The organism is Streptomyces brevispora (assembly GCF_007829885.1).
GTDB lineage: Bacteria > Actinomycetota > Actinomycetes > Streptomycetales > Streptomycetaceae > Streptomyces > Streptomyces brevispora.
On the sequence record NZ_VIWW01000001.1, the window covers coordinates 1,021,870 to 1,043,553 of the forward strand.

The 21,684-nt window shown below is 70.5% G+C and carries 20 protein-coding genes; 7 read left to right on the forward strand and 13 right to left on the reverse strand.

The window, feature by feature from the left end; all coding sequences use genetic code 11:
- Positions 1–105: 105 nt before the first annotated feature.
- Complete coding sequence (bfr, locus tag FHX80_RS04770) at positions 106–585, forward strand: bacterioferritin (RefSeq protein WP_145763044.1); 480 nt, start codon at positions 106–108, stop codon at positions 583–585.
- Between the two features lie 36 nt (positions 586–621).
- On the opposite strand, the gene FHX80_RS04775 is transcribed toward bfr, so the two are convergent.
- Positions 622–930 carry a (2Fe-2S)-binding protein gene (locus tag FHX80_RS04775; protein WP_145763045.1) on the reverse strand — a complete coding sequence of 103 codons (309 nt, stop codon included), beginning with the start codon at positions 928–930 and terminating at the stop codon, positions 622–624.
- A gap of 169 nt (positions 931–1,099) precedes the next feature.
- Complete coding sequence (locus FHX80_RS04780; RefSeq protein WP_167523360.1) at positions 1,100–2,446, reverse strand: class II 3-deoxy-7-phosphoheptulonate synthase; 1,347 nt, start codon at positions 2,444–2,446, stop codon at positions 1,100–1,102.
- Positions 2,447–2,602: 156 nt separating this feature from the next.
- Here FHX80_RS04780 and FHX80_RS04785 point away from each other — a divergent pair, with 156 nt between their 5' ends.
- The 3 genes from FHX80_RS04785 (at position 2,603) to FHX80_RS04795 (ending at position 7,624) form a co-directional block, all read left to right on the forward strand.
- Positions 2,603–5,434: an N-acetylmuramoyl-L-alanine amidase gene (locus FHX80_RS04785; protein ID WP_145763047.1), complete on the forward strand. Its 2,832-nt coding sequence runs from the start codon at positions 2,603–2,605 to the stop codon at positions 5,432–5,434.
- Positions 5,435–5,572: 138 nt separating this feature from the next.
- On the forward strand, positions 5,573–5,629 hold the full coding sequence (locus FHX80_RS36695; protein ID WP_073735655.1) for a trp operon leader peptide: 57 nt from the start codon (positions 5,573–5,575) through the stop codon (positions 5,627–5,629).
- 102 nt (positions 5,630–5,731) lie between these two features.
- The gene (locus tag FHX80_RS04795) at positions 5,732–7,624 is read left to right on the forward strand and encodes an anthranilate synthase family protein (protein ID WP_145763048.1); all 1,893 of its coding nucleotides are present in this window, start codon (positions 5,732–5,734) and stop codon (positions 7,622–7,624) included.
- 41 nt (positions 7,625–7,665) lie between these two features.
- On the opposite strand, the gene FHX80_RS04800 is transcribed toward FHX80_RS04795, so the two are convergent.
- The 5 genes from FHX80_RS04800 to FHX80_RS04820 all read right to left on the reverse strand — a co-directional run bounded on the left by FHX80_RS04800 (position 7,666) and on the right by FHX80_RS04820 (position 12,724).
- Entirely contained in the window at positions 7,666–8,670 is a 1,005-nt protein-coding gene (locus FHX80_RS04800; protein ID WP_145763049.1) for a 2-hydroxyacid dehydrogenase, read from the reverse strand.
- A gap of 176 nt (positions 8,671–8,846) precedes the next feature.
- On the reverse strand, positions 8,847–9,875 hold the full coding sequence (locus FHX80_RS04805; protein WP_145763050.1) for a 6-phosphofructokinase: 1,029 nt from the start codon (positions 9,873–9,875) through the stop codon (positions 8,847–8,849).
- A 111-nt stretch (positions 9,876–9,986) separates the two neighbouring features.
- Positions 9,987–10,685, reverse strand: a complete 699-nt coding sequence (locus FHX80_RS04810; protein WP_145763051.1) for a response regulator — start codon at positions 10,683–10,685, stop codon at positions 9,987–9,989.
- Complete coding sequence (gene macS / locus FHX80_RS04815; RefSeq protein ID WP_145763052.1) at positions 10,682–11,911, reverse strand: MacS family sensor histidine kinase; 1,230 nt, start codon at positions 11,909–11,911, stop codon at positions 10,682–10,684. Before macS ends, FHX80_RS04810 begins: the two co-directional genes overlap by 4 nt.
- Before the next feature lie 36 nt (positions 11,912–11,947).
- On the reverse strand, positions 11,948–12,724 hold the full coding sequence (locus FHX80_RS04820) for a lysophospholipid acyltransferase family protein (RefSeq protein ID WP_145767078.1): 777 nt from the start codon (positions 12,722–12,724) through the stop codon (positions 11,948–11,950).
- A 303-nt stretch (positions 12,725–13,027) separates the two neighbouring features.
- On the opposite strand from FHX80_RS04820, the gene FHX80_RS04830 reads away from it, so the two are divergent.
- Complete coding sequence (locus FHX80_RS04830) at positions 13,028–13,807, forward strand: alpha/beta hydrolase (protein ID WP_145763054.1); 780 nt, start codon at positions 13,028–13,030, stop codon at positions 13,805–13,807.
- Entirely contained in the window at positions 13,800–14,477 is a 678-nt protein-coding gene (locus FHX80_RS04835) for a hypothetical protein (protein ID WP_145763055.1), read from the forward strand. The genes FHX80_RS04830 and FHX80_RS04835 overlap by 8 nt, the downstream gene beginning before the upstream one ends.
- A 9-nt stretch (positions 14,478–14,486) precedes the next feature.
- Here the strand turns inward: FHX80_RS04835 and FHX80_RS04840 are convergent, their stop codons facing one another.
- The 6 genes from FHX80_RS04840 to FHX80_RS04865 form a co-directional block, all read right to left on the reverse strand.
- Positions 14,487–15,245: an endonuclease/exonuclease/phosphatase family protein gene (locus FHX80_RS04840; RefSeq protein WP_145763056.1), complete on the reverse strand. Its 759-nt coding sequence runs from the start codon at positions 15,243–15,245 to the stop codon at positions 14,487–14,489.
- 82 nt (positions 15,246–15,327) lie between these two features.
- The gene (locus FHX80_RS04845; protein ID WP_145763057.1) at positions 15,328–16,269 is read right to left on the reverse strand and encodes an ROK family glucokinase; all 942 of its coding nucleotides are present in this window, start codon (positions 16,267–16,269) and stop codon (positions 15,328–15,330) included.
- 73 nt (positions 16,270–16,342) lie between these two features.
- Positions 16,343–16,801, reverse strand: a complete 459-nt coding sequence (locus tag FHX80_RS04850) for a DUF5304 domain-containing protein (RefSeq protein ID WP_145763058.1) — start codon at positions 16,799–16,801, stop codon at positions 16,343–16,345.
- A 163-nt stretch (positions 16,802–16,964) separates the two neighbouring features.
- Entirely contained in the window at positions 16,965–18,191 is a 1,227-nt protein-coding gene (locus tag FHX80_RS04855; RefSeq protein WP_145763059.1) for an ArsA family ATPase, read from the reverse strand.
- 4 nt (positions 18,192–18,195) lie between these two features.
- Positions 18,196–18,645 (reverse strand): SRPBCC family protein, encoded by a 450-nt coding sequence (locus tag FHX80_RS04860; RefSeq protein WP_145763060.1) that lies wholly within the window; start codon positions 18,643–18,645, stop codon positions 18,196–18,198.
- 121 nt (positions 18,646–18,766) lie between these two features.
- Complete coding sequence (locus tag FHX80_RS04865) at positions 18,767–19,573, reverse strand: metallophosphoesterase family protein (RefSeq protein WP_208764580.1); 807 nt, start codon at positions 19,571–19,573, stop codon at positions 18,767–18,769.
- 280 nt (positions 19,574–19,853) lie between these two features.
- Between FHX80_RS04865 and FHX80_RS04870 the strand changes: the two genes are divergently transcribed.
- Positions 19,854–21,650: an AMP-dependent synthetase/ligase gene (locus FHX80_RS04870; RefSeq protein ID WP_145763061.1), complete on the forward strand. Its 1,797-nt coding sequence runs from the start codon at positions 19,854–19,856 to the stop codon at positions 21,648–21,650.
- The last annotated feature ends 34 nt before the right edge of the window (positions 21,651–21,684 follow it).

Below are 21,684 nucleotides of genomic sequence, written 5' to 3' on the forward strand. Positions count from 1 at the left end.
GTTTCGGGCAAGTGCTACTAAGCGTGTACTTACTGGACGGTCATCGGGTGCGATGCGAAGATGCGGCCAACTTGCCCAGTTCACCGGTTGGAAGGAGCCTCTGCGATGCAGGGCGACCCCGAGGTCCTCGAGTTCCTGAACGAACAGCTGACCGCCGAATTGACTGCCATCAATCAGTATTTCCTGCATGCGAAGATGCAGGACAACTTCGGCTGGACGAAGCTCGCGAAGTACACGCGCTCCGAGTCGTTCGACGAGATGAAGCACGCCGAGATCCTGACCGACCGGATTCTCTTCCTCGACGGACTGCCGAACTACCAACGACTGTTCCACGTACGCGTGGGCCAGACGGTCACCGAGATGTTCCAGGCGGACCGCCAGGTCGAGGTGGAGGCGATCGACCGCCTCAAGCGCGGCATCGACCTGATGCGCGGCAAGGGAGACATCACGTCCGCGAACATCTTCGAGTCGATCCTGGAGGACGAGGAACACCACATCGACTATCTCGACACCCAGCTGGAACTGGTGGAGAAGCTCGGCGAGCCGCTGTACATCGCGCAGCAGATCGAGCAGCCGGAGAGCTGACCGGCACAGGGCACCCGGGCAGTTGCCCGGCCGGGCTCAGGCGGCTTCGGTGAGAGCGGCCGCCGGTGCGAGAGCGGGGCCGGCACCGGGGGCGATACCCGGTTCGGCATCGGGAGCGGTACCGGCGTCAAGGCGTTCGACGGTGCCGGGTGTCCGCTTCCGGTCGAGCAGTTCGCGGCGCGCGCAGGCGCCGCGGCCGAGCATCGCCTGAATGGTGCGGACGCAGCCGCCGCAGTCGGTCCCCGCCTTGCAGGCGGAGGCTATCTGGCGGGGCGTGCAGGCCCCGGCTTCCGCATGCTTCTTGACCTGCTGCTCCGTAACGCCGAAGCACGAGCAGACGTACATGCGGTTTCACCTCCCGGCGGGATGGATCGTGGACGCCGCCCCGATAATCGGTGAGGCTAACCTAACCTTACCCGCCGCTCCAGGGCGGTGAAAGCCCCCGACGCCCTGTGGGGCACGGATCACATCGATCCGTGCCCCACAGTCGTACGTGCGCTACCAGCGGTGATGCCTACTGGTCCCGGTACATCTCGGCGACCAGGAACGCGAGGTCCAGCGACTGGCTGCGGTTGAGCCGCGGGTCGCAGGCCGTCTCGTAACGCTGGTGCAGATCGTCCACGAAGATCTCGTGGCCGCCGCCGACGCACTCGGTGACGTCGTCACCGGTGAGCTCGACGTGGATGCCGCCCGGGTGGGTGCCGAGGCCCTTGTGCACCTCGAAGAAGCCCTTGACCTCGTCCAGGACGTCGTCGAAGCGGCGGGTCTTGTGGCCGGACGCGGCCTCGAAGGTGTTGCCGTGCATCGGGTCGGTCACCCAGGCCACGGTGGCGCCGGAGGCGGTGACCTTCTCGACCAGCGCGGGGAGCTTGTCGCGGACCTTGTCGGCGCCCATCCGGACGATGAAGGTCAGCCGGCCGGGCTCACGCTCGGGGTCGAGGCGGTCGATGTAGCCGAGCGCCTCGTCGACGGTGGTCGTCGGTCCGAGCTTGATCCCGATGGGGTTGCGGATCTTCGAGGCGAACTCGATGTGCGCGCCGTCCATCTGGCGGGTGCGCTCACCGATCCACACCATGTGGCCCGAGGTGTCGTACAGCTCGCCGGTGCGCGAGTCGGTGCGGGTCAGCGCCGACTCGTAGTCCAGCAGCAGGCCCTCGTGCGAGGAGTAGAACTCGACGGCCTTGAACTCCGCCGGGTCCGTGCCGCACGCCTTCATGAAGTTCAGCGCGTTGTCGATCTCGCGGGCCAGGGCGTCGTAGCGCTGGCCGGACGGGGACGACTTCACGAAGTCCTGGTTCCAGGCGTGCACCTGGCGCAGGTCGGCGTAACCGCCGGTGGTGAAGGCGCGGACGAGGTTCAGCGTGGAGGCGGATGCGTGGTACATCTGCTTCAGCCGGTCCGGGTCCGGGACGCGCTCGGCCTCGGTGAAGGCGAAGCCGTTGACGGAGTCGCCGCGGTAGGTCGGCAGGGTCACGCCGTCGCGGGTCTCGGTCGACTTGGAGCGCGGCTTGGAGTACTGGCCGGCGATCCGGCCCACCTTGACGACGGGCACCGAGGCCGCGTAGGTGAGAACGGCGCTCATCTGGAGCAGCGTCTTCAGCTTGGCACGGATGTGCTCGGCCGACACGGCGTCGAAGGCCTCGGCGCAGTCACCGCCCTGAAGCAGGAACGCCTCGCCCTTGGCGACGGCTCCCATGCGGGCGCGCAGCTGGTCGCACTCGCCCGCGAAGACGAGCGGCGGATACGACGCGAGGTCCGCGAGTACATCGCGCAGCGCCTCGGAGTCGGGGTACTCGGGCTGCTGCGCCGCGGGAAGGTCTCGCCAGGTGTTGCCACCGGCGACGGAGGTATTGGCGTTCACGGTCACAGACTCCACATTACGGGGTCGTGTCGGCTGCTTTTCCTGTTGCTCAGTGGCTGAGACGGCGACGCGCCACAGTCAGTGACGTCGGCCACAGCCGGGGCTGCTAGCGTCTCATCTTTCAGATCTGGACAAGAGGACCACAGGGGTGGGGTTTTGAAGCGGAATCATCGCAAGGAACTCAAGAAGAGACGTGTGCTCTACGGGGTGGGCGCGGCGGTCGTGGCGACCGCCACGATCGGCACCGTCGCCATGGCGTCGCAGGACACCGTGACCACCGACAGCAAGCCGGCCTCGGCGGCCGCCGCACTGCAGACGCAGTTCAGGGACGCGGCGCGCGAGTTCGACGTACCGCAGAGTGTGCTGATGGCGGTCTCGTACCGCCAGACCCTGTGGGAGAGCCACGACGGCGAGCCGAGCACCAGTGGCGCGTACAACGTCATGGGGCTCACCCGGGTCACCGCGGACGACATCGAGCAGCCGACGGACGCGGAGCGGCTCGCGCACCTCAACATGAGCGGCGACCCGGCCGTGACGAAGCACTTCGACGCCGAACGCGCGCTGCGCACGCTGCCGAAGCGGGTGGACACCGGCGCGGCGGAGCTGCACACGCTGGACGAGGCCGCGAAGCTCATCGACAAGCCGGCCGGGGCGGTGCAGGACGACACCGCGCAGAGCATCCGCGCGGGCGCCGCGCTGCTCGCGAAGTACCAGCGCGAGGCCACCGACTCGCTGCCCGACGAGGCAGGCAAGTGGTACCCGGCCGTCGCGCGCTACAGCCAGGCACCGGACACCAAGGGCGCCACGCTCTTCGCCAACCGCGTCTTCGAGTCGGTCAGGAACGGCGAGAGCCGTCTGACGGCGGACGGCCAGCAGCTGTCGCTGCCCGCCGACCCGTCGGTGACCCCCGTCAAGCCCGCGAACATGCCGCTGGCGGCGACGAACGCGAGCACCACCGCCGCCCCGGCGCCGGAGTGCCCGTCCGGGCTGAACTGCGACTTCAAGCCCGCCGGGTTCAAGCAGAACGACCCGAAGACCCCGGACGACTTCGGCAACTACAACGTCGCCGACCGTCCGGGCAGTGGCGAGGACATCCGCTACATCGTCATCCACGACACCGAGGGCGGTTACGAGGGTTCGCTGGCCACCTTCCAGAACCCGGCGTCCTACGCGAGTGCGCACTATCTGATCCGGGCCAAGGACGGCCTGGTCACCCAGATGGTCGAGACCAAGAACGAGGCGTGGCACGCGGCGAACAAGACCGTGAACATGCACTCGGTGGGTATCGAGCACGAGGGCTACGCGATCAAGTCGGGCAGCTGGTACACCGAGCCGCAGTACGAGTCGTCCGCGGCGCTCGTGAAGTACCTCGCCGCCCGGTTCGCCATTCCGCTCGACCGTGAGCACATCATCGGCCACGACGAGGTGCCGGGCGTCCTGGACGACACCGTCAAGAACCAGCACTGGGATCCGGGCCCCTTCTGGGACTGGAACCACTACATGTCCCTGCTCGGCGCCCCGACCGGCGCCAGTGGCGCGGGCGGCCCGGTCAAGGTCGGCCAGGTCGTCACCGTGGTGCCCCCGTTCACCACGGCCAACCAGCCGACGCTGACGTACAACGGCAGCACGGTGGTCAAGCAGCCGACGAACTTCGGTTACCTGTACACCTCGGCCTCCACGACGTCGGCCATGATCACCGACCCGTACATCCCGAACGTGAAGAGCACCGACGGCCCGAACTGGGGCAACAAGGTCGTCGCCGGCGGCAAGTACGTCGTCGCCGAGGCGAAGGGCGACTGGACCGCCATCTGGTACGGCGGCAGGAAGGCCTGGTTCCAGAACCCGGGCGGCCAGTTCACCAAGGCGGTCGACAAGATCGCCCAGCCGGTACTGAAGCCCAGGGCGGGTGCGACGTCCATCCCGGTGTACGGGCGCGCCTACCCGGAGGACGCCGCGTACACGGGCACCGGTGTGCCGGTGCAGACGAGGAACAACGAGTCGCTGTCGAAGTACACCGTCACCGTGGGCCAGGCCTACCCCCAGGTGGGTCCGGCGCAGGCCGGTGACTACTGGTTCGCGGGAACGTTCGCCGGCACGGCGGACAACGACCGGACCCTGGTGAAGGGGAGCACGAACCTCTTCTACCCGATCCGCTACAACCACCGCATCGCCTGGGTGAAGGCGAGCGACGTCCAGCAGGCGAGCAGCACGGTTCCGGATGCCGGGACCGACCGCTACAACATGATCGGCCGGGACAAGGCCGGCGACGTCTGGCAGTACCAGGGCACCGGCAGCGCCGCGTCCCCGTACTTCAAGCGCTACCTCATGGGCTACGGCTGGCAGAACTACACCGCCCTGACCGCCATGACCGCGATGCGGGCGGACGGTACGGGCGACATCGTGGGGCGCGATTCGAACGGCGTGCTCTGGTACTACCGGGGCAGCGGCAACCCGGACAAGCCGTATCTGGCCCGGCTCAGGGTGGGCAGCGGCTGGAACCAGTACGACGGCATCTGGGGCATGCGCGACCTCGACGGGGACGGCAAGGCGGACATGATCGCCCGCAACGGCTCCGGCGTGATCTTCTTCTACAAGGGGACGGGTGACCCGGCGAAGCCCTTCGCGCCCAAGGCGCAGATCGGCACCGGCTGGCAGATCTACGACGCCTTCGCCTCCACCGGCGACCTGAACCGGGACGGCAAGCCGGACTTCGTGGGCCGGGACAAGTCCGGTGTGCTCTGGCTCTACACGGGCACGGGCAACGCCGCCGCGCCGTACGCCAAGCGGGTCCAGATCGGTTCCGGCTGGGGCTCCTACAAGATGCTGCTGGGTCCGAGCGACCTGAACCGGGACGGCATCGGGGACCTGGTCGGCGTGGACGGCTCGGGAGCCCTCTGGTACTACAAGGGCAGCGGCAGCGCGACCAACCCCTTCTTGGACAAGACGCAGATCGGCACCGGCTGGCAGATCTACAACTCGCTGTTCTGAGTCGGGTCGGCCCGGGTCGAGTCGGTTGAGTCGAGTCGAGCCGGACCACGCTGATCCGAGCTGATCGGACCGGGGGCCCGTTCCATCCATGGGGTGGGACGGGCCCCCTTGCGCCCGGTCGTGGGTTAAGGTTCGGGCATGTTCGCGCACTCGACCCGTAATTGGTGGTGGACCGCTCATCCGGCGGCCCACTGACTGCGCGTACACAGAAAGACGCAGAGGCCGCCCGAGGGGCGGCCTTTTCCGTGTTCACGGGCCGTTCCTCCCAGCTGATTCCAGTGGAAGGAACACCCCGCCATGACACCGAGCCCGGCACCCCGCACGATCGTCCGGAGACTTCTCGGCGACGACTGCCCGCCCTTCGCCCTGCTGCGCAGGCGTACCCCCGGCCATGACCACGACACCGTCGAGGTGCTGATCGGTGAGGTGCGGGAGGTGGACCGGCTGGCGGACATCCCGGTCGGTGAGCGGCCCTCGCTCGCCCTGGTGCCGTTCCGGCAGATCGCCGAGCGCGGCTTCGACGTACGGGACGACGGGACGCCGCTGGCCGTGCTGGTCGCGGACGAGACGTACGCGCTGCCGCTCGACGAGGTGCTGGAGCTGCTCCCCGCCCATGACGTACGGGTCGAGGACGGCGCGTTCGATGTGGCCGACGAGGAGTACTCGGGGACCGTCCGGCGGGTCATCGAGGACGAGATCGGCCGGGGCGAGGGCGCGAACTTCGTCATCCGGCGGACCTTCCGGGGCGAGATCCCGGGGTTCGGGAGGGCGGACGCGCTGGCACTGTTCCGGCGGCTGCTGGCCGGTGAGCGGGGCGCGTACTGGACGTTCGTCGTGCACACGGGGAACAGGACGCTGGTCGGTGCCAGCCCGGAGGTGCATGTGCGGATGTCCGGCGGGACGGTCGTGATGAATCCGATCAGCGGCACCTACCGCTATCCCGCCGAAGGGCCGTCCGTCGAGAGCCTGCTGGCCTTCCTCGGCGACCGCAAGGAGACCGAGGAGCTCTCCATGGTGGTCGACGAGGAGCTCAAGATGATGTGCACCGTCGGCGACATGGGCGGGGTGGTGATCGGTCCCCGGCTCAAGGAGATGGCCCATCTCGCGCACACGGAGTACGAGTTGCGCGGGCGCTCCTCGCTGGATGTGCGCGAGGTGCTGAAGGAGACCATGTTCGCGGCGACGGTCACCGGCTCCCCCGTGCAGAACGCCTGCCGGGTCATCGAGCGGTACGAGCCCGGCGGGCGCGGCTACTACGCCGGCGCGCTGGCCCTGCTGCGGCAGGACGCCGACGGGGCGCAGACGCTGGACTCGCCGATCCTGATCCGGACCGCCGACATCTCCGCGCACGGACAGCTGCGGGTGCCGGTCGGCGCGACGCTGGTGCGCCACTCCGACCCGGAGAGCGAGGTCGCCGAGACCCACGCGAAGGCCGCCGGTGTGCTGACCGCGCTGGGCGTGCTGCCGGGGCGGACCAGGACCGAGGGGGCACGGCCGCGGCTGGCCGAGGACCCGCGGGTGCGGGCGGCGCTGGACGCCCGGCGGGACGGGCTCGCACCGTTCTGGCTGCGGATGCAGGAGCGCACCGAAGAACTGTCCGGCCATGCGCTGGTGATCGACGGCGAGGACACCTTCACCGCGATGCTGGGGCACCTGCTGCGCGCCTCGGGTCTCGATGTGTCGGTGCGCCGCTACGACGAGCCGGGGCTGCGCGAGGCCGTACGGGCGCACGAGGGGCCCGTCGTGCTGGGACCCGGACCCGGGAATCCGGGTGATCCGGACGACCCGAAGATGCGGCTGCTGCGCGCGCTGGCCGCGGAGCTGGTCCGGGATCACCGCCACGGGCTGCTGGGGGTGTGCCTGGGCCATGAGCTGATCGCGGCGGAGCTGGGGCTGGAGATCGTCCGCAAGCGCGTCCCGTACCAGGGTGCGCAGACCCGGATCGATCTGTTCGGGCGCCCGGAGACCGTCGGCTTCTACAACAGTTTCACCGCGCGCTGCGACGACGCCGTGGTCACCGAACTGGCGGCGCACGGCATCGAGGCGAGCGTGGACGGGGCGACCGGTGAACTGCACGCGCTGCGCGGGAACGGCTTCGCCTCGGTGCAGTTCCACCCGGAGTCCGTGCTGACGCTGCGCGGCTCGGCGATCGTGCGCGAACTGCTCGCGGGGCTGCCCGTGCGCGGCTGAGAGGCTGCCGCCGAGGCGGCCGCCCGGATGTTGTCGGGGTGTCAGGGTCCGGGCGGTGCCGGCACCAGGACGTTGTCGCTGCCGCGGCGGGCCAGGTAGTCGTCGACGTTCTGGACGGTGGCCTCGATGATCTGGCCCACCGCGTCCTCGGTGTAGTACGCCTGGTGCGAGGTGACGATGACGTTCGGGAAGGTCACCAGCCGGGCCAGGGTGTCGTCGTCGATGCCCTCCAGGGACTTGTCGAGGAAGAAGAGCCCGGCCTCGGCCTCGTACACGTCGAGCCCGACGCCGAGGAACCGGCCGGCCCGCAACTCCCCTACCAGGGCGGTGGTGTCGACGAGTCCACCGCGGCTGGAGTTGATCAGGATCGCGTCGTCCTTCATCCGCACCAGGGCGTCCTTGCCGATGACGTGGTGGGTCGAGGGCAGCAGCGGAACGTGCAGGCTGATCAGGTCGGACTCGGCGAACAGCTGCTCCTTGTCGACGTACCGCATGCCGAGCTCGACGCAGGCCGGGTTCTCGACGACGTCCCAGCCCAGCAGATTCATGCCGAAGCCATGGGCGATCCGGGTGAAGGCCTCGCCGATCTTGCCGGTGCCGACGACACCCACCGTGCGGCCGTGCATGTCCCGGCCGAGGAGCCCGTCGAGGCGGAAGTCGAAGTCGCGGGTGCGGCTCGCGGCCCGGATGACGCGGCGGTTGACCGCCATGGCGAGGGTCCAGGCGAATTCGGCGACCGAGTAGGGCGAGTAGTAGGAGACCCGGGCGACGCGCATGGCGAGGCGCTCGGCGACGTCCAGGTCGATGTTGTTGAAGCCGGTGGAGCGCTGGGCGATCATCTGCGTGCCACCGGCCGCGAGGGTCTGCAGGACGCTGCTGCCCAGGTCGGCGTTGACGCTGGTGGAGATGATCTCGTAGCCGGCCGCGATGGGGGCGGTGTCCCGGTTCAGGAAGACGTCCAGGCAACGGACCTCGTGCTTCCCGGCGAAGGCTTTCTCGATCAGCGGCTTCTCGTCGGACTGCACACCGAAGGCCAGGATTTCCACGACGTCTCCCGTGACTGATGGGGGCGAGGCGCCGGGTCCGTACGCACCGGGGTGCGTACGGACCCGGCCGGTCCGGTCATCGCGAATATAAGGCAGGCCCGCCCGGTATGCGTGACCGGCGGCCCTCAGCCCCTTCGGCCCTCACCTCTCAGCCCTCGGCCCTCAGCTCTCAGCTCTCAGCCGAAGAAGACCCCCACCTCCGCGTAGAGCGCCGGGTCGACCGTCTTGAGCCGGGCGGTCGCCTCCGCGATCGGCACCCGCACGATGTCCGTGCCGTTCAGGGCGACCATCTTCCCGAAGTCGCCGTCGTGCACGGCGTCAATGGCGTGCAGGCCGAACCGGGTGGCGAGCCAGCGGTCGAAGGCGCTGGGGGTGCCGCCGCGCTGGACGTGGCCGAGGACGGTGGTCCTGGCCTCCTTTCCGGTACGGCGCTCGATCTCCTTGGCCAGCCATTCGCCGACCCCGGAGAGGCGGACATGGCCGTAGGAGTCCTGCGACCCGTCCTTGAGGACCATCTCGCCGTGCGCGGGCATGGCCCCTTCCGCGACCACCACGATCGGGGCGTGGCTCGCCCGGAACCGGGAGGTCACCCAGGCGCAGACCTGGTCGACGTCGAAGCGCTGCTCCGGGATGAGGATGACGTTGGCGCCGCCGGCCAGTCCCGAGTGGAGCGCGATCCACCCGGCATGGCGGCCCATCACCTCGACGACGAGGACGCGCATATGGGACTCGGCCGTGGTGTGCAGCCGGTCGATGGCCTCGGTGGCGATGCCGACGGCCGTGTCGAAACCGAAGGTGTAGTCGGTGGCGGACAGGTCGTTGTCGATGGTCTTCGGCACGCCGACGCAGTGGATGCCGTACTCGTCGGACAGGGTCGCCGCCACCCCGAGGGTGTCCTCGCCGCCGATCGTGACGAGTGCGCCGACCTCGTATCTGTCGAGGTTGTCCCGGATCCGGCGGACGCCGTGCTCCGCCTTGAGCGGGTTGGTGCGCGACGAGCCGATGATGGTGCCGCCGCGCGGCAGGATGCCGCGCACCGCCGGGATGGAGAGCGGGACCGTCACACCCTCCAGCGGCCCGCGCCAGCCGTCCCGGAATCCGATGAAGTCGTAGTCGTACTCCTGCACGCCCTTGCGGACGATGGCGCGGATGACCGCGTTGAGCCCGGGGCAGTCGCCGCCCCCGGTCAGTACTCCGACCCGCATGGAAGCATCCCTTCGCCGAAGTGAGCCCACTCGTCACCACGCTAAGCGTGATCCAGGTCACTCCGGGATGGGTCGGACGGTCAATTCCCGTACAATGCGCCGGAATTGATCTCAGATGTCGTCGAGGCCCCGCTCGATGGCGTAGCGCACGAGCTCCACCCGGTTGTGCAACTGGAGCTTGCCCAGGGTGTTCTGGACGTGGTTCTGGACGGTGCGGTGCGAGATGACCAGCCGTTCGGCGATCTGCTTGTACGAGAGCCCCTTGGCGACCAGCCGCAGCACTTCGGTCTCCCGGTCGGTGAGTTCGGGGGCCTTCGGCTTGTCGGAAGCGAGGGGGGCCGGCTCGGAGGCCAGCCTGCGGTACTCGCCGAGCACCAGCCCGGCGAGGCCGGGGGTGAAGACCGGGTCGCCCGCCGCGGTGCTCCGGACCGCCTCGGTCAGCTCCTGGGTGCTCGCCGACTTGAGCAGATAGCCGGTGGCGCCGGACTTGACCGCCTCCAGCACATCCGCGTGCTCGCCGCTCGCGGAGAGCACCAGGACCCGCAGCCCGGGGTGCGAGCCGACGAGCTCCTTGCAGACCTGGACGCCCGGCATCCCGGGCAGATTGAGATCGAGGACGAGGACGTCGGGGCTGACGGCCCCGGCCCGGCGGACCGCCTGCGGGCCGTCGCCCGCGGTCGCCACCACGTCGAAACCGGACTCGGTGAGGTCGCGGGCGACGGCATCGCGCCACATCGGGTGGTCGTCGACCACCATCACCCTGATGGCCTGCCGCTGCTCCGCCGCGCCCCGGTCGTGCTCTGCACTCATCGGACTGAACCCGCCTTCCCCCGTGAAATCTTCGGAACCTTCAATTCGACCTCGGTGCCCTGGCCGGGCACCGAGATCAACTCTGCCGTACCGCCCAGTTCGCTCAGCCGTCCGCGTATCGACAGGGCGACGCCGAGACGCCCCTCGCCCTCGGCCTGGGCGAGCCGTCCAGCCGGGATGCCCGGCCCGTCGTCCCGGACCGTCACGATCACCTCGTGCGGCCAGTCCTCGACCAGGATCCAGGCCTGGGCGTTCTCCCCCGCGTGCACCCGGACATTGTCCAGGGCGGCGCTGACCGCGGCCGCCAGCTCCACCGCCGCGGCGGGCGCGAGCAGCACCGGGGCGCCGGGCTCCGCGAAACTGACCCGGGAGCCCGCGTGCGGGGCGAGCAGCGCGCGCAGATCCGTCTCGCCCGGCGCGTCGGGCTCGTCGTCGTCCACCTCCACCGTGCGGACCACGGCGCCCTCGGCGGCGTCCTCGGAGAGCCGGGTGGGCGGCACCAGGCCGCTGGAGACCAGGGTGCGCAGGGCGACCTCCTGTTCCCCGGCCATCCGGCCCAGCTCGGCGGCCTCGCCGCCGATCGCCGTACCGCGGCGCTGCACCATCGCGAGGACCTGGAGCACGCTGTCGTGGATGTCGCGGGCCAGCCGTTCCCGTTCCCGGGTGGCGGCCTCGATCTCCAGGGCGCGGGCGAGGGTGCGCTCACTGGCGCGGGCCACCTCGACGACGTAACCGATCGCGATGGAGGCGACCCAGACCAGCAGGACGTTGTGCAGGGTGTCGCGGCTGGGTTCGGCGCGTTCGACGATGTTGGCCACGGCGACGAAGGTGGAGGCGAAGGCCGCCCAGCGCCAGCCGCCCTTGATCGCGAAGGCCAGCACGGAACCCGCGGTCCAGATCGACGGCAGGGTCGTGCCGTCGACCTGCTGGGCCTGGAAGTCGGCGAGCGGGGTGACGAGGATGCCGACGAGGGCGAGGGTGAGATCGGCGCCGAGGAAGCGCTTGGTGCAGGCCGCGGCACCGGCGGCGACCTTCGGCAGGGTGGCGAGCGTCCAGACCGCCATGACCGCCAGGAAGGCGACGGCCACCCATGGCCGGTCGTACTCGTCGCGTCCGAAGACGGCGAGCAGGATCGCGTAAAGCATCGTCAGTACGCGGTACGCGGCCAGGGCACGCCACAGCGGCTGCTCGACCGACATCCGCACGACCCGCACGCGCTTGGCCATCTTCTTCTCCCCCACCCCGGACGGACCGCCGCGCGCTCAGGCGTCGCCGCGATCCTTGTCCGTGCCCTGTTGCTTCTCCGTGCCCTGTTGCCCGTCCCGGCCGCCGGACGCGGCCCGTTTGGCGGCCTCCGACTGTCGCTTCGCCTCGTCCGCGAGCTGCCGCTTGGCGGCCGTCGCGTAGATGTCGACGTATTCCTGGCCGGAGAGCTTCATGATCTCGTACATCACCTCGTCGGTGACCGAGCGCAGGATGAAGCGGTCGCCCTCCATGCCGTGGTACCGGCTGAAGTCGAGCGGTTTGCCGATCCTGATCCCCGGGCGCATCAGCTTCGGCACCACCTGGCCGGGCGGCTGGATCTTCTCCGTGTCGATCATCGCGACGGGGATGACCGGCGCCCCGGTCGCGAGCGCCACCCGGGCGAGCCCGCCGGGCTTTCCCCGGTAGAGGCGGCCGTCGGGCGAGCGGGTGCCCTCCGGGTAGATGCCGAACAGGCCGCCGCTCTCGATCACCTCGATGCCGGCCTTGATCGCCGCCTCTCCGGCGCCCCGGGCGCCGGAGCGGTCCACCGGGAGCTGGCCGACGCCCTTGAAGAAGGCGGCGGTCAGCTTGCCCTTGATGCCGGGGGCGGTGAAGTACTCGGCCTTGGCGATGAAGGTGACCTTGCGGTCCAGGACGGCGGGCAGGAAGAAGGAGTCGGAGAATGACAGGTGGTTGCTCGCGAGGATCGCGGGTCCCTGCGCGGGGATGTTCTCCAGGCCCTCCACCGAGGGCCTGAACGCGAGCTTCAGAGACCCGCCGATGGAGAACTTCATAGCGCCGTAGATCAACTCAGGTGCCTCCTGTGTGCTGTCCGACAGACCTCGGAGTCCGCTGTGTGCTGTCCGGCATGTCTCGGAGTCCGCCCGGCGGCTCGGAGCCGGGGCCGTGGCGACTCCGCTCCCCCGGGCAGACCCTAACCCGTACGGCCGCCCGTGCTCCTGCCCGGCGCGGCCCCGGTGCTCCAGGCCCGCGCCCGTGACGGCCCTGGTCGGTGTCGGCCCGGTCGCGTACGGTGAAGTAATCCTTCTGCACTCCCCCTTTCGCTCCCCTTCGAGCCTCACGAACAGGAGACCCCGGTGCCGGTCCTTCCTGGAGCCGAGCCGTTCCGCCACGAGGGCGGAGAGGTCGGCGTCCTCCTCTGTCACGGATTCACCGGTTCCCCGCAGTCGTTGCGCCCCTGGGCCGACTACCTGGCGGAGCGCGGGCTCACGGTCTCGCTGCCGCTGCTGCCCGGTCACGGCACCCGCTGGCAGGACATGCAGGTGACCGGCTGGCAGGACTGGTACGCGGAGGTGGACCGGGAACTGCGGTCGCTGCTGGAGCGGTGCTCCCACGTCTTCGTCTTCGGTCTCTCCATGGGCGGCGCCCTCTCGCTGCGGCTCGCGGCGAAGCACGGCCACGCGGTCCGGGGTCTGGTGCTCGTCAATCCGGCCAACAAGGTGCACGGTCTCGCGGCGCACGCGCTGCCGGTCGCCCGCCATCTGGTGCCGACGACGAAGGGCCTGGCCAGCGACATCGCGCTGGAGGGCTCCGACGAGGTCGGCTACGACCGGGTGCCGCTGCACGCGGCGTACTCGGTACGGAAGTTCTTCCGGCTGGTGGACGCCGAACTGCCCCAGGTGACCCAGCCGATCCTGCTGCTGCACAGTCCGCAGGACCATGTCGTGCCGCCCGCCGACTCGGCCCGGATCCTGAGCCGGGTGTCGTCCACGGACGTCGAGGAGATCCTGCTGGAACAGAGCTACCACGTGGCGACGTTGGACCACGATGCGGAGCGGATCTTCGACGAGAGCTATTCGTTCATCGGCCGCCTCGCTCCGAGCGTCGGGAAGAAGGGGAGCACGTCCGGTGGCTGAGCAGAACGCGGATCGCGCGGGCAGCGAGGAGGAGCGCGAGCCGCTCCCCGCAGAGGGAGCGTCCGTCCCCGATGACGGCAGCACGCCCCCGCAGGAAGGCCCGGGCCTGGCCCCGGGCGGCGACGGGGAGCCGCCGGTCGACGAGGCCGCCGTCTGGGACGCGATCGTCGCGGGGTACGGCGACGAGCCGCCGGACCCGCCGGGCGCCAAGCCGTTCCGGTCCATCGAGGATCTCGCGCTGCTGGAGGACGGTCCGCTGACCGCCCTGGACCCGGACAAGGGCATCGGCAAGCGCCCGCCCAAGCCGCCGGAGAAACCGCTCGGCAGCTCGGTGGTGTTCGCCCCCGGCGTCGGCGGCCCGCGCGACTACGAGCCGGCGGAGCCCACCGCGGGCGACACGGACGACGGGGACGACGACGGCGAGGGCCACTTCGTTCCGCCGGAGCCGCCGCCGCTGCCGGAGGCCGATGTCACGGCGAAGTTCGCCTGGCTCGCGGTGGTCGGCGGACCGGTCCTGCTGCTGCTCGCGGTGCTGCTCCAGTGGGAGATGACCTGGTGGCTGACGACGGTGTGCGTCGGCGGCTTCCTGGGCGGCTTCGTGACACTGGTGGCGCGGATGGAGCACGACGACGAGGACGGCGACGACCCCGGCCGCGGCGCGGTGGTCTGAGCACCGGCCCTACACCGGGCCGGCCGGCACCCGCAGCGCGGCCAGCACCGGCAGATGGTCGGTCGCGGCCCGCAGGTCGCGCTCGGCCACGCCGGGCAGCCCGGACGGGACACCGCAGCCGAGCACCTCGATGCCCCGGGTCACGAAGACCGCGTCGATCCGCTTGCGCGGGTCGTGCGACGGGAAGGTGTGCTCATCGCCCCGGGGCCGCAGCGTCCAGCAGTCCTGGAGCCGCCCGGCCAGCCGCCGGAACGCCTGCCCGCCCGGTACCTCGTTGAGGTCGCCGCCCACGACGGCGTGCTCCACGCCCATCGCGTCCAGCCGGTCGAGCAGCGCCTCCGCCTGGGCGAGGCGCTCCTCCCGCTGGAGGCTCAGATGGCAGCTCAGCACACCGATCCGGGTGCCCGCGATCCGGACGACCGCGGTGGCGAAGCCCCTGCGGTGCAGTCCGGGGGTGAGCGGCAGCAGGACGTCCTCGGTGCGCTCCACCAGGGCGCGCAGCGAGCAGAGCAGCAGCGGTCCGGCCGCGGTGGCTCCGCCGCCGAGGACCACCAGATCGGTGGCGGCGGCGAGCCGGGCCGCGCGCTTGCGCCAGCGGAAGAAGCGCGGCGCCTCCTGGACGAGGACCAGATCGGGTGCGCAGGCGCGGATCACCCGGGCCAGCGCCGCCTGGTCGTCGCGCATCGACCGGATGTTGTAGCTGAGCACTCTGATGACGACCGAGCCGTCCTGCTCGGTACGGGATTCTGGCAGCGACATCATGGCCATGCCGCTCACGATACGGCGGACGCCCGCCGCTCCCCGAGAAGGGCGCGACGGGCGTCCGGCATGTCCGTGGCGGCTGGCCGGATCAGCCCTGCCGGGCCAGGTCCGCCGCGCCCACCAGCCCGGCCTTGCCACCCAGTTGGGCCGCGAGCACCTGGGCGTGCGGACGCCACTCGCCGCCGATCAGCCAGCGCCGGAACGACTTGCGGATCGGGTCGAGGACCAGCTCGCCCTCGTCCGAGACGCCGCCGCCGACGATGAAGGCCGACGGGTCGAAGAGCGAGGCGAGGTCGGCCAGTCCGGCACCGGCCCAACGGGCCAGCTCACGGAACGAGTCGACGGCCACCGGGCAGCCCCGCCGGGCGGCCTCGCTGATGTGCTTGCCGTCGATGCCCTCGACCGTGCCGTCGCCGAGCGACAGGAGGATCGTGGCGTTCTCGGGAGTGGCGTTGGCCCGCTGCTTCGCGTACCGGACGAGCGCCCGCCCGGAGGCGTACTGCTCCCAGCAGCCCTGGCTGCCGCAGCCGCAGAGCAGACCGTCCGGGACGACCCGGATGTGGCCGAACTCGGCGGCCACGCCGAAGCGTCCGCGGCGCAGCTTGTTGCCGATGATGATGCCGCCGCCAAGCCCGGTACCGAGCGTGATGCAGATGACGTCGTCGTGGCCCTGGCCGGCGCCGAAGCGGTACTCGCCCCAGGCAGCCGCGTTGGCGTCGTTCTCGACGACCACCGGGAGGCCGACGCGCTGCTCGACCTTGTCCTTGAGCGGCTCGTGCCGCCAGTTGACGTTCGGTGCGAACAGCACCGTGGCACGCTTGTCGTCGACGTACCCTGCCGCGCCGATGCCGACCGCCTCGACCGGGTGCCCCTCGCTCGCGCCGGACACCGCCGCCGCGATCGCGTCCACGATGCCTTCGGCCGTCGGCGGGGTCGACACCTTGAAGGTCGAGAGGATGTGGCCCTCTTCGTCGACCACTCCAGCTGCGATCTTCGTGCCGCCGATATCGACGCCGATGGTGAGTCCCATGAATCCCTCAGTTTCGGTCGAGCCCCGCTGGGGCAACCGTACCCGAGGCCGGGCCCCGCACTGTCGGCGCCGCTCAGTCCAGGTCGATGTGTTCGCCGGTGCCGGACCCCTCATCGCGGGGGTCAGTGGCGTCGTCCGCCTTCTTTTCGGTGCCTGCGGGGTCCCCCGCACCCTGGGTCCAACGGCGTTCCTGCCCCTCGACGGCGGAGCGGTAAGCGGCGAGCAGTTCACCACCGGCCGCCGCGATGTGATCGAAAACGTCCGGATTACGTTCGATGACGGGCTCGACCGCGGACTTCGCCTGCTTGATGACCTGCTGCACCGCGCCCTGGGCCGCCACGCCGAACAGCGGCGACTGGAGGGACGCGACCTTGTCGGCCACGGCGTCCATCAGCTTGCGCAGCTCCTCGGCTGCGGAGCCGGGCGTCGGGCCGTACTCGGCACGGCGGCGGGCCTTCTCGGCGGCGAGGTCCTCGGCGCAGGCCTGCGCCCACGCGTCGTCGTCGACGGGACGATCGGTGGCTTCGCTCATGGCGGACTCCTGCGACGTGGGTGGCCGGCGGCCCGGCACACGGGACCCGTACCTACGACGGTACCCGAACGGTGGTAGCGACCTCACTCACGATCGGCAGCGGTGTCGCGGCGCCCGGGGCCTCCGTCCGCGGCTGTCGATCGTGGGTGAGGTGGCGAGCCGTTCAGCTCGTCCTGGGCCACAGATCCGGGTCGGGGGTGAACCGGACACGCAGCACCCCGTCCGTGAGCGCGGCGCCGGAGACGGTGCAGCGGCGCAGTGCGGACTCCAGGGGCACGATGCGGTGGAACGGGCCGACGGTGAGCAGGAGTTCATTGCCGCGGCGGACCAACTGGAGGTCCTTCTTGACCGCTCCCGGCAGTTTCAGGCACCAGATCAGTATTCCGTCGGCGCGGTCCGAACCGTCCGGCGCACCGGATTCCTCGATCCACCAGGGGTCCTCGGCACGGCCGCCGTCCCGGCCGCGCATCGGCACGTCGAGCGCGTCATCGGCGCCGGGGGGAGTGAGGCCGACGAGGTCGTCGGGGCCCTGCGGGTCGCGGCCCAGGTGCGCCACCTCCACCGGCGGGGCTTCGGCGGCCCACTCCTCGCGCCAGTGGTCGAGGCACTTCTCCTGCTGTGCGGCGAGCGCCGCGAACCAGGGGTCGGACGAGTGCCGGGGCAGTACCCGGTTGGCGACCAGGGCGTCGACCCGCAGCCCGTGCAGGGCGAGTCCGGTCCGGGCGGCGCGCAGGGCGTCCTCGGCGGCCGGGCCCGGTTCGGCGACGATCCGGAGCGTGGTGGCGCGGTCCTCGATGAGGGCCTGGACGGCGGCCAGTTCGGCGTCGCGCCGGGCGGCGGCCTCGTACAGCCACTGGGCGGGCATGGGAACGCCGGCCAGCTGGGCGAGCATCGGGCGCAGGGCGCGTGCGGCCTGGCGCTCCTGGGGCAGCAGCCGGCGCAGGTAGCGGCGCAGCTGTTCGGGCAGCGCGAGTACGGCGAGGGCTTCGCGCAGCGGCGGCAGGTCGACGACGAGGAGGTCGTAGCCGTCGTGGGACCAGTCGCCCTGCGCGGCGCGGCGCAGGCTGTGCAGGAGGGCGAGCTGGTCGCTGCCGGGGAGTTCGGTGAGTTCCTCACCGTCGAGCTGGTTGCCGCCGAGCAGGCCGAGCACACCGGACAGCTGGCCCTGGAGGGCGAGGAGTTCGCTGCGGAAGTGTTCCGCGGAGTCGGTCCGGACGGACCACAGGGTGTCGGTGACCTGGGCGGGTTCGGTGGCCGAGGGGAAGCCCGGTATGGCGTCCGCCGAGATCAGCAGGGTGCGGGCGCCATGCCGGGATCCGGCCAGCGCGGTCGCCGCCGCGACGGTGGTACGGCCGGCGCCGCCGGGGCCGGTGACCAGGACCGTACGCACCGGGTCAGGCCTTCGGAACGGACTCGACGCGCTTCTTCAGGCCGGCCAGGGCGCGGTCGATGATGACCTTCTCCGCCTTGCGCTTGATCATGCCGAGCATCGGGATCTTGACGTCGACGGTCAGCCTGTAGGTGACCTCGGTGCGGTCGCCGTCGCCGAGCGGGGCCAGCGCGTAGGAGCCGTCGATGGCGCGCAGCATCTGGGACTTGACCAGGGTCCAGCTGACCTCGTAGTCGCCGATCCAGGTGTACGCGAGGGTGTGGTCGTCCTTGATCGCTCCGGCGTCGAGGACCAGGCGGACCTTCTCGGCGCGGCCGCGGTCGTCGGCGGCGAGCACCTCGGCCTCCTTGACCTCGCCGGTCCATTCCGGATAGCGGTCGAAGTCGGCGATCACGCCCATGACGTCGGAGGGTGCCGCCTCGATGGTGATGCTCGAGCTGGTGTGTTCAGCCATCGCTGTGGCCCTCCAGTGCGGTGTACCGGTCGATCGGCAGAGACCTGCCGTCAGAAGGCTATCGCGTGTGAGGTGCGCCTCGGCCCGGGGCCTGCCGGGATGCCGGTGCGGGCGGCCCCGGTCACCACTCCAGCACCCACGGCCTGCCGGTCGAGGCGAAGTGGCCGACGTTCACGCACTCGGTGGCGCCGATCCGCATCCGGCGGACCAGGGGCTGGTGGACATGGCCGAAGATCGAGTAGCGGGGGCGGGTCCGGCGGATGGCGTCGAGCAGGGCCCGGCTGCCGCGTTCGAAACGGCGCGCCACGGTGTCGTACGTCAACTCCGGTACGTCGGGCGGGATATGTGTGCAGAGCACGTCGACAGGGCCGACCGCCTCGATCTTGGCGGCGTACTCCTCGTCGCTGATCTCGTACGGGGTGCGCATCGCGGTCCGCAGGCCGCCGCCGACGAAGCCGAAGACGCGGCCGCCGATCTCGATGCGTTCGCCGTCCAGGACGGTGGTTCCGGAACGGGCGTACTCGGGCCACAGGCCGGGGATGTCGACGTTGCCGTACGTGGCGTACGTCGGGGTGGGCAGCGCGGCGAACAACTCGGCGTACTGCTTGCGCACCGCCGAGACGATCGCGGCGTTGCGGTCCAGGCCCGCCCACAGGCCCCGGCCGAAGTCCCGGGCCTCCTCGAAACGGCGCTCGGTGCGCAGGGCGACGATCCGGTCGGCGTTCTCCACTCCGAACAGTTCCGGGAAGATGCCGCGCGAGTGATCGGCGTAGTCGAGGAAGAGCACCAGGTCGCCCAGGCAGACGAGGGCGTCGGCGCCGTCCCCGGCCCGGGCCAGCGCCTCGGTGTTCCCGTGCACGTCGCTGACCACGTGGATTCGGGTGCGCCGCTCGTCGGCGGCCCCCCGGCTGTTCGGTCCGGCTCGCATGACGATCACCCTAGAACCCCCGCGCCCACCTGGGTAGAGACCACCGGACCTGCGGTTACTGCCAAGGCCCGGCAGGGGTGCACTACTGTGCGCGAAAGGCCCGCCGATATGTGTGACGCGTAAGACATCTGGCCGGAACCCCCTATCCGGAACCGAGTACTGGTGGGTAACGTCCGGGGCGGTCCAGTCGTGCTCACCCCACTGAGCAGCCGCCGTCCTGGACCGCAGCCGGTGCGTCACACAGAGCCGTGGCACCGGAGCCCGATGAGGAGCAGCAGTCTTGCGCGAGTTCAGCCTTCCGGCCCTGTACGAGGTCCCCTCGGACGGCAACCTGACGGATCTCATCCGCCGCAATGCCGCTCAGCATCCCGATGTCGCGGTGATGGGCCGCAAAGTGGCGGGCGTCTGGACCGACGTCACCGCCGCACAGTTCCTGGCCGAGGTCAGAGCCGCCGCCAAGGGGCTGATCGCCGCCGGTGTCGAGCCCGGCGACCGGGTCGCCCTGATGTCCCGTACCCGCTACGAGTGGGTGCTGCTGGACTTCGCGATCTGGAGCGCGGGGGCCGTCACCGTGCCGGTGTACGAGACCAGCTCCGCCGAGCAGGTCCAGTGGATCCTCGGCGACTCGGGCGCCGTCGCGGTCCTGGTGGAGAGCGACGCCCACGCGGGTGCCGTGGCCTCCGTGCGCGACCGGCTGCCGGAGCTGCGCCATGTGTGGCAGATCGACAAGGGCGCGGTCGGCACGCTCACCGCGTCGGGTGCGGAGGTCTCCGAGGAGACCGTGGATCTGCGCGGCACGAGCGCCAAGGCCGACGACCCGGCCACCATCGTCTACACCTCGGGCACCACCGGACGCCCCAAGGGCTGTGTGCTCACGCACCGCAGTTTCTTCGCGGAGTGCGGCAACGTGGTGGAGCGGCTCAAGCCGCTCTTCCGTACCGGCGAGTGCTCCGTTCTGCTCTTCCTGCCGGCCGCGCACGTCTTCGGACGGCTGGTCGAGGTCGCCTCCGTGATGGCCCCGATCAAGCTCGGCTGCGTACCGGACATCAAGCACCTCACCGATGAACTGGCCTCGTTCCGGCCAACCCTGATCCTCGGCGTGCCGCGGGTCTTCGAGAAGGTCTACAACGCGGCGCGCGCCAAGGCGCAGGCCGACGGCAAGGGCAAGATCTTCGACAGGGCCGCGAGCACGGCGATCGCCTACAGCCGCGCGCTGGGGACGCCGCAGGGTCCGTCCATGGGCCTGCGGTTCCGGCACAAGCTGTTCGACCGGCTCGTGTACGGCAAGCTGCGGGCCGTGCTCGGCGGACGCGGCGAGTACGCGATCTCCGGCGGTGCGCCGCTCGGCGAGCGGCTCGGCCACTTCTACCGCGGGATCGGCTTCACCGTCCTGGAGGGCTACGGCCTGACCGAGACGTGCGCGGCCACCACCTTCAACCCGTGGGACCGCCAGAAGATCGGCACGGTCGGCCAGCCGCTGCCCGGCTCGGTCGTGCGGATCGCCGACGACGGCGAGGTGCTGCTGCACGGCGAGCACCTGTTCTCCGGCTACTGGAACAACGAGGCTGCGACGGCCGAGGCGCTGGCCGACGGCTGGTTCCACACCGGCGACATCGGCACCCTCGACGAGGACGGCTATCTCGCGATCACCGGCCGCAAGAAGGAGATCATCGTCACGGCGGGCGGCAAGAACGTCGCTCCCGCCGTCATCGAGGACCGCGTCCGCGGGCACGCCCTGGTGGCGGAGTGCATGGTGGTCGGCGACGGGCGCCCGTTCGTGGGCGCGCTGGTGACGCTGGACGAGGAGTTCCTGTCCCACTGGGCCGAGGAGCACGGCAAACCGGCCGGCTCCACCGCCCTGTCGCTGCGCGAGGACCCGGAGCTGCTGGCCGAGGTGCAGCGGGCGGTCGACGACGGCAACGCCGCGGTGTCCAAGGCCGAGTCCGTGCGCAAGTTCCGCGTCCTGGCCACCCAGTTGACCGAGGAGGCGGGCCACATCACGCCGTCCCTGAAGCTGAAGCGGAGTGTGGTGGCGAAGGACTTCGCGGACGAGGTGGAGTCGATCTACCGCACCTGATCCGGACCACCGTAAGGGGCCGCCCGCACACCTC

Excerpts from the sequence above, each read along its gene's own strand:
- FHX80_RS04850 (WP_145763058.1), bottom strand. The coding sequence starts at position 16,801 with ATGAGCGAAGCCACCGATCGTCCCGTCGACGACGACGCGTGGGCGCAG.
- bfr (WP_145763044.1), top strand. The coding sequence starts at position 106 with ATGCAGGGCGACCCCGAGGTCCTCGAGTTCCTGAACGAACAGCTGACC.
- FHX80_RS04865 (WP_208764580.1), bottom strand. The coding sequence starts at position 19,573 with ATGCGAGCCGGACCGAACAGCCGGGGGGCCGCCGACGAGCGGCGCACC.
- FHX80_RS04820 (WP_145767078.1), bottom strand. The coding sequence starts at position 12,724 with ATGAAGTTCTCCATCGGCGGGTCTCTGAAGCTCGCGTTCAGGCCCTCG.
- FHX80_RS04845 (WP_145763057.1), bottom strand. The coding sequence starts at position 16,269 with ATGGGACTCACCATCGGCGTCGATATCGGCGGCACGAAGATCGCAGCT.
- FHX80_RS04860 (WP_145763060.1), bottom strand. The coding sequence starts at position 18,645 with ATGGCTGAACACACCAGCTCGAGCATCACCATCGAGGCGGCACCCTCC.
- FHX80_RS04805 (WP_145763050.1), bottom strand. The coding sequence starts at position 9,875 with ATGCGGGTCGGAGTACTGACCGGGGGCGGCGACTGCCCCGGGCTCAAC.
- FHX80_RS04775 (WP_145763045.1), bottom strand. The coding sequence starts at position 930 with ATGTACGTCTGCTCGTGCTTCGGCGTTACGGAGCAGCAGGTCAAGAAG.
- FHX80_RS04810 (WP_145763051.1), bottom strand. The coding sequence starts at position 10,685 with ATGAGTGCAGAGCACGACCGGGGCGCGGCGGAGCAGCGGCAGGCCATC.
- FHX80_RS04795 (WP_145763048.1), top strand. The coding sequence starts at position 5,732 with ATGACACCGAGCCCGGCACCCCGCACGATCGTCCGGAGACTTCTCGGC.
- macS (WP_145763052.1), bottom strand. The coding sequence starts at position 11,911 with ATGGCCAAGCGCGTGCGGGTCGTGCGGATGTCGGTCGAGCAGCCGCTG.
- FHX80_RS04840 (WP_145763056.1), bottom strand. The coding sequence starts at position 15,245 with ATGGCCATGATGTCGCTGCCAGAATCCCGTACCGAGCAGGACGGCTCG.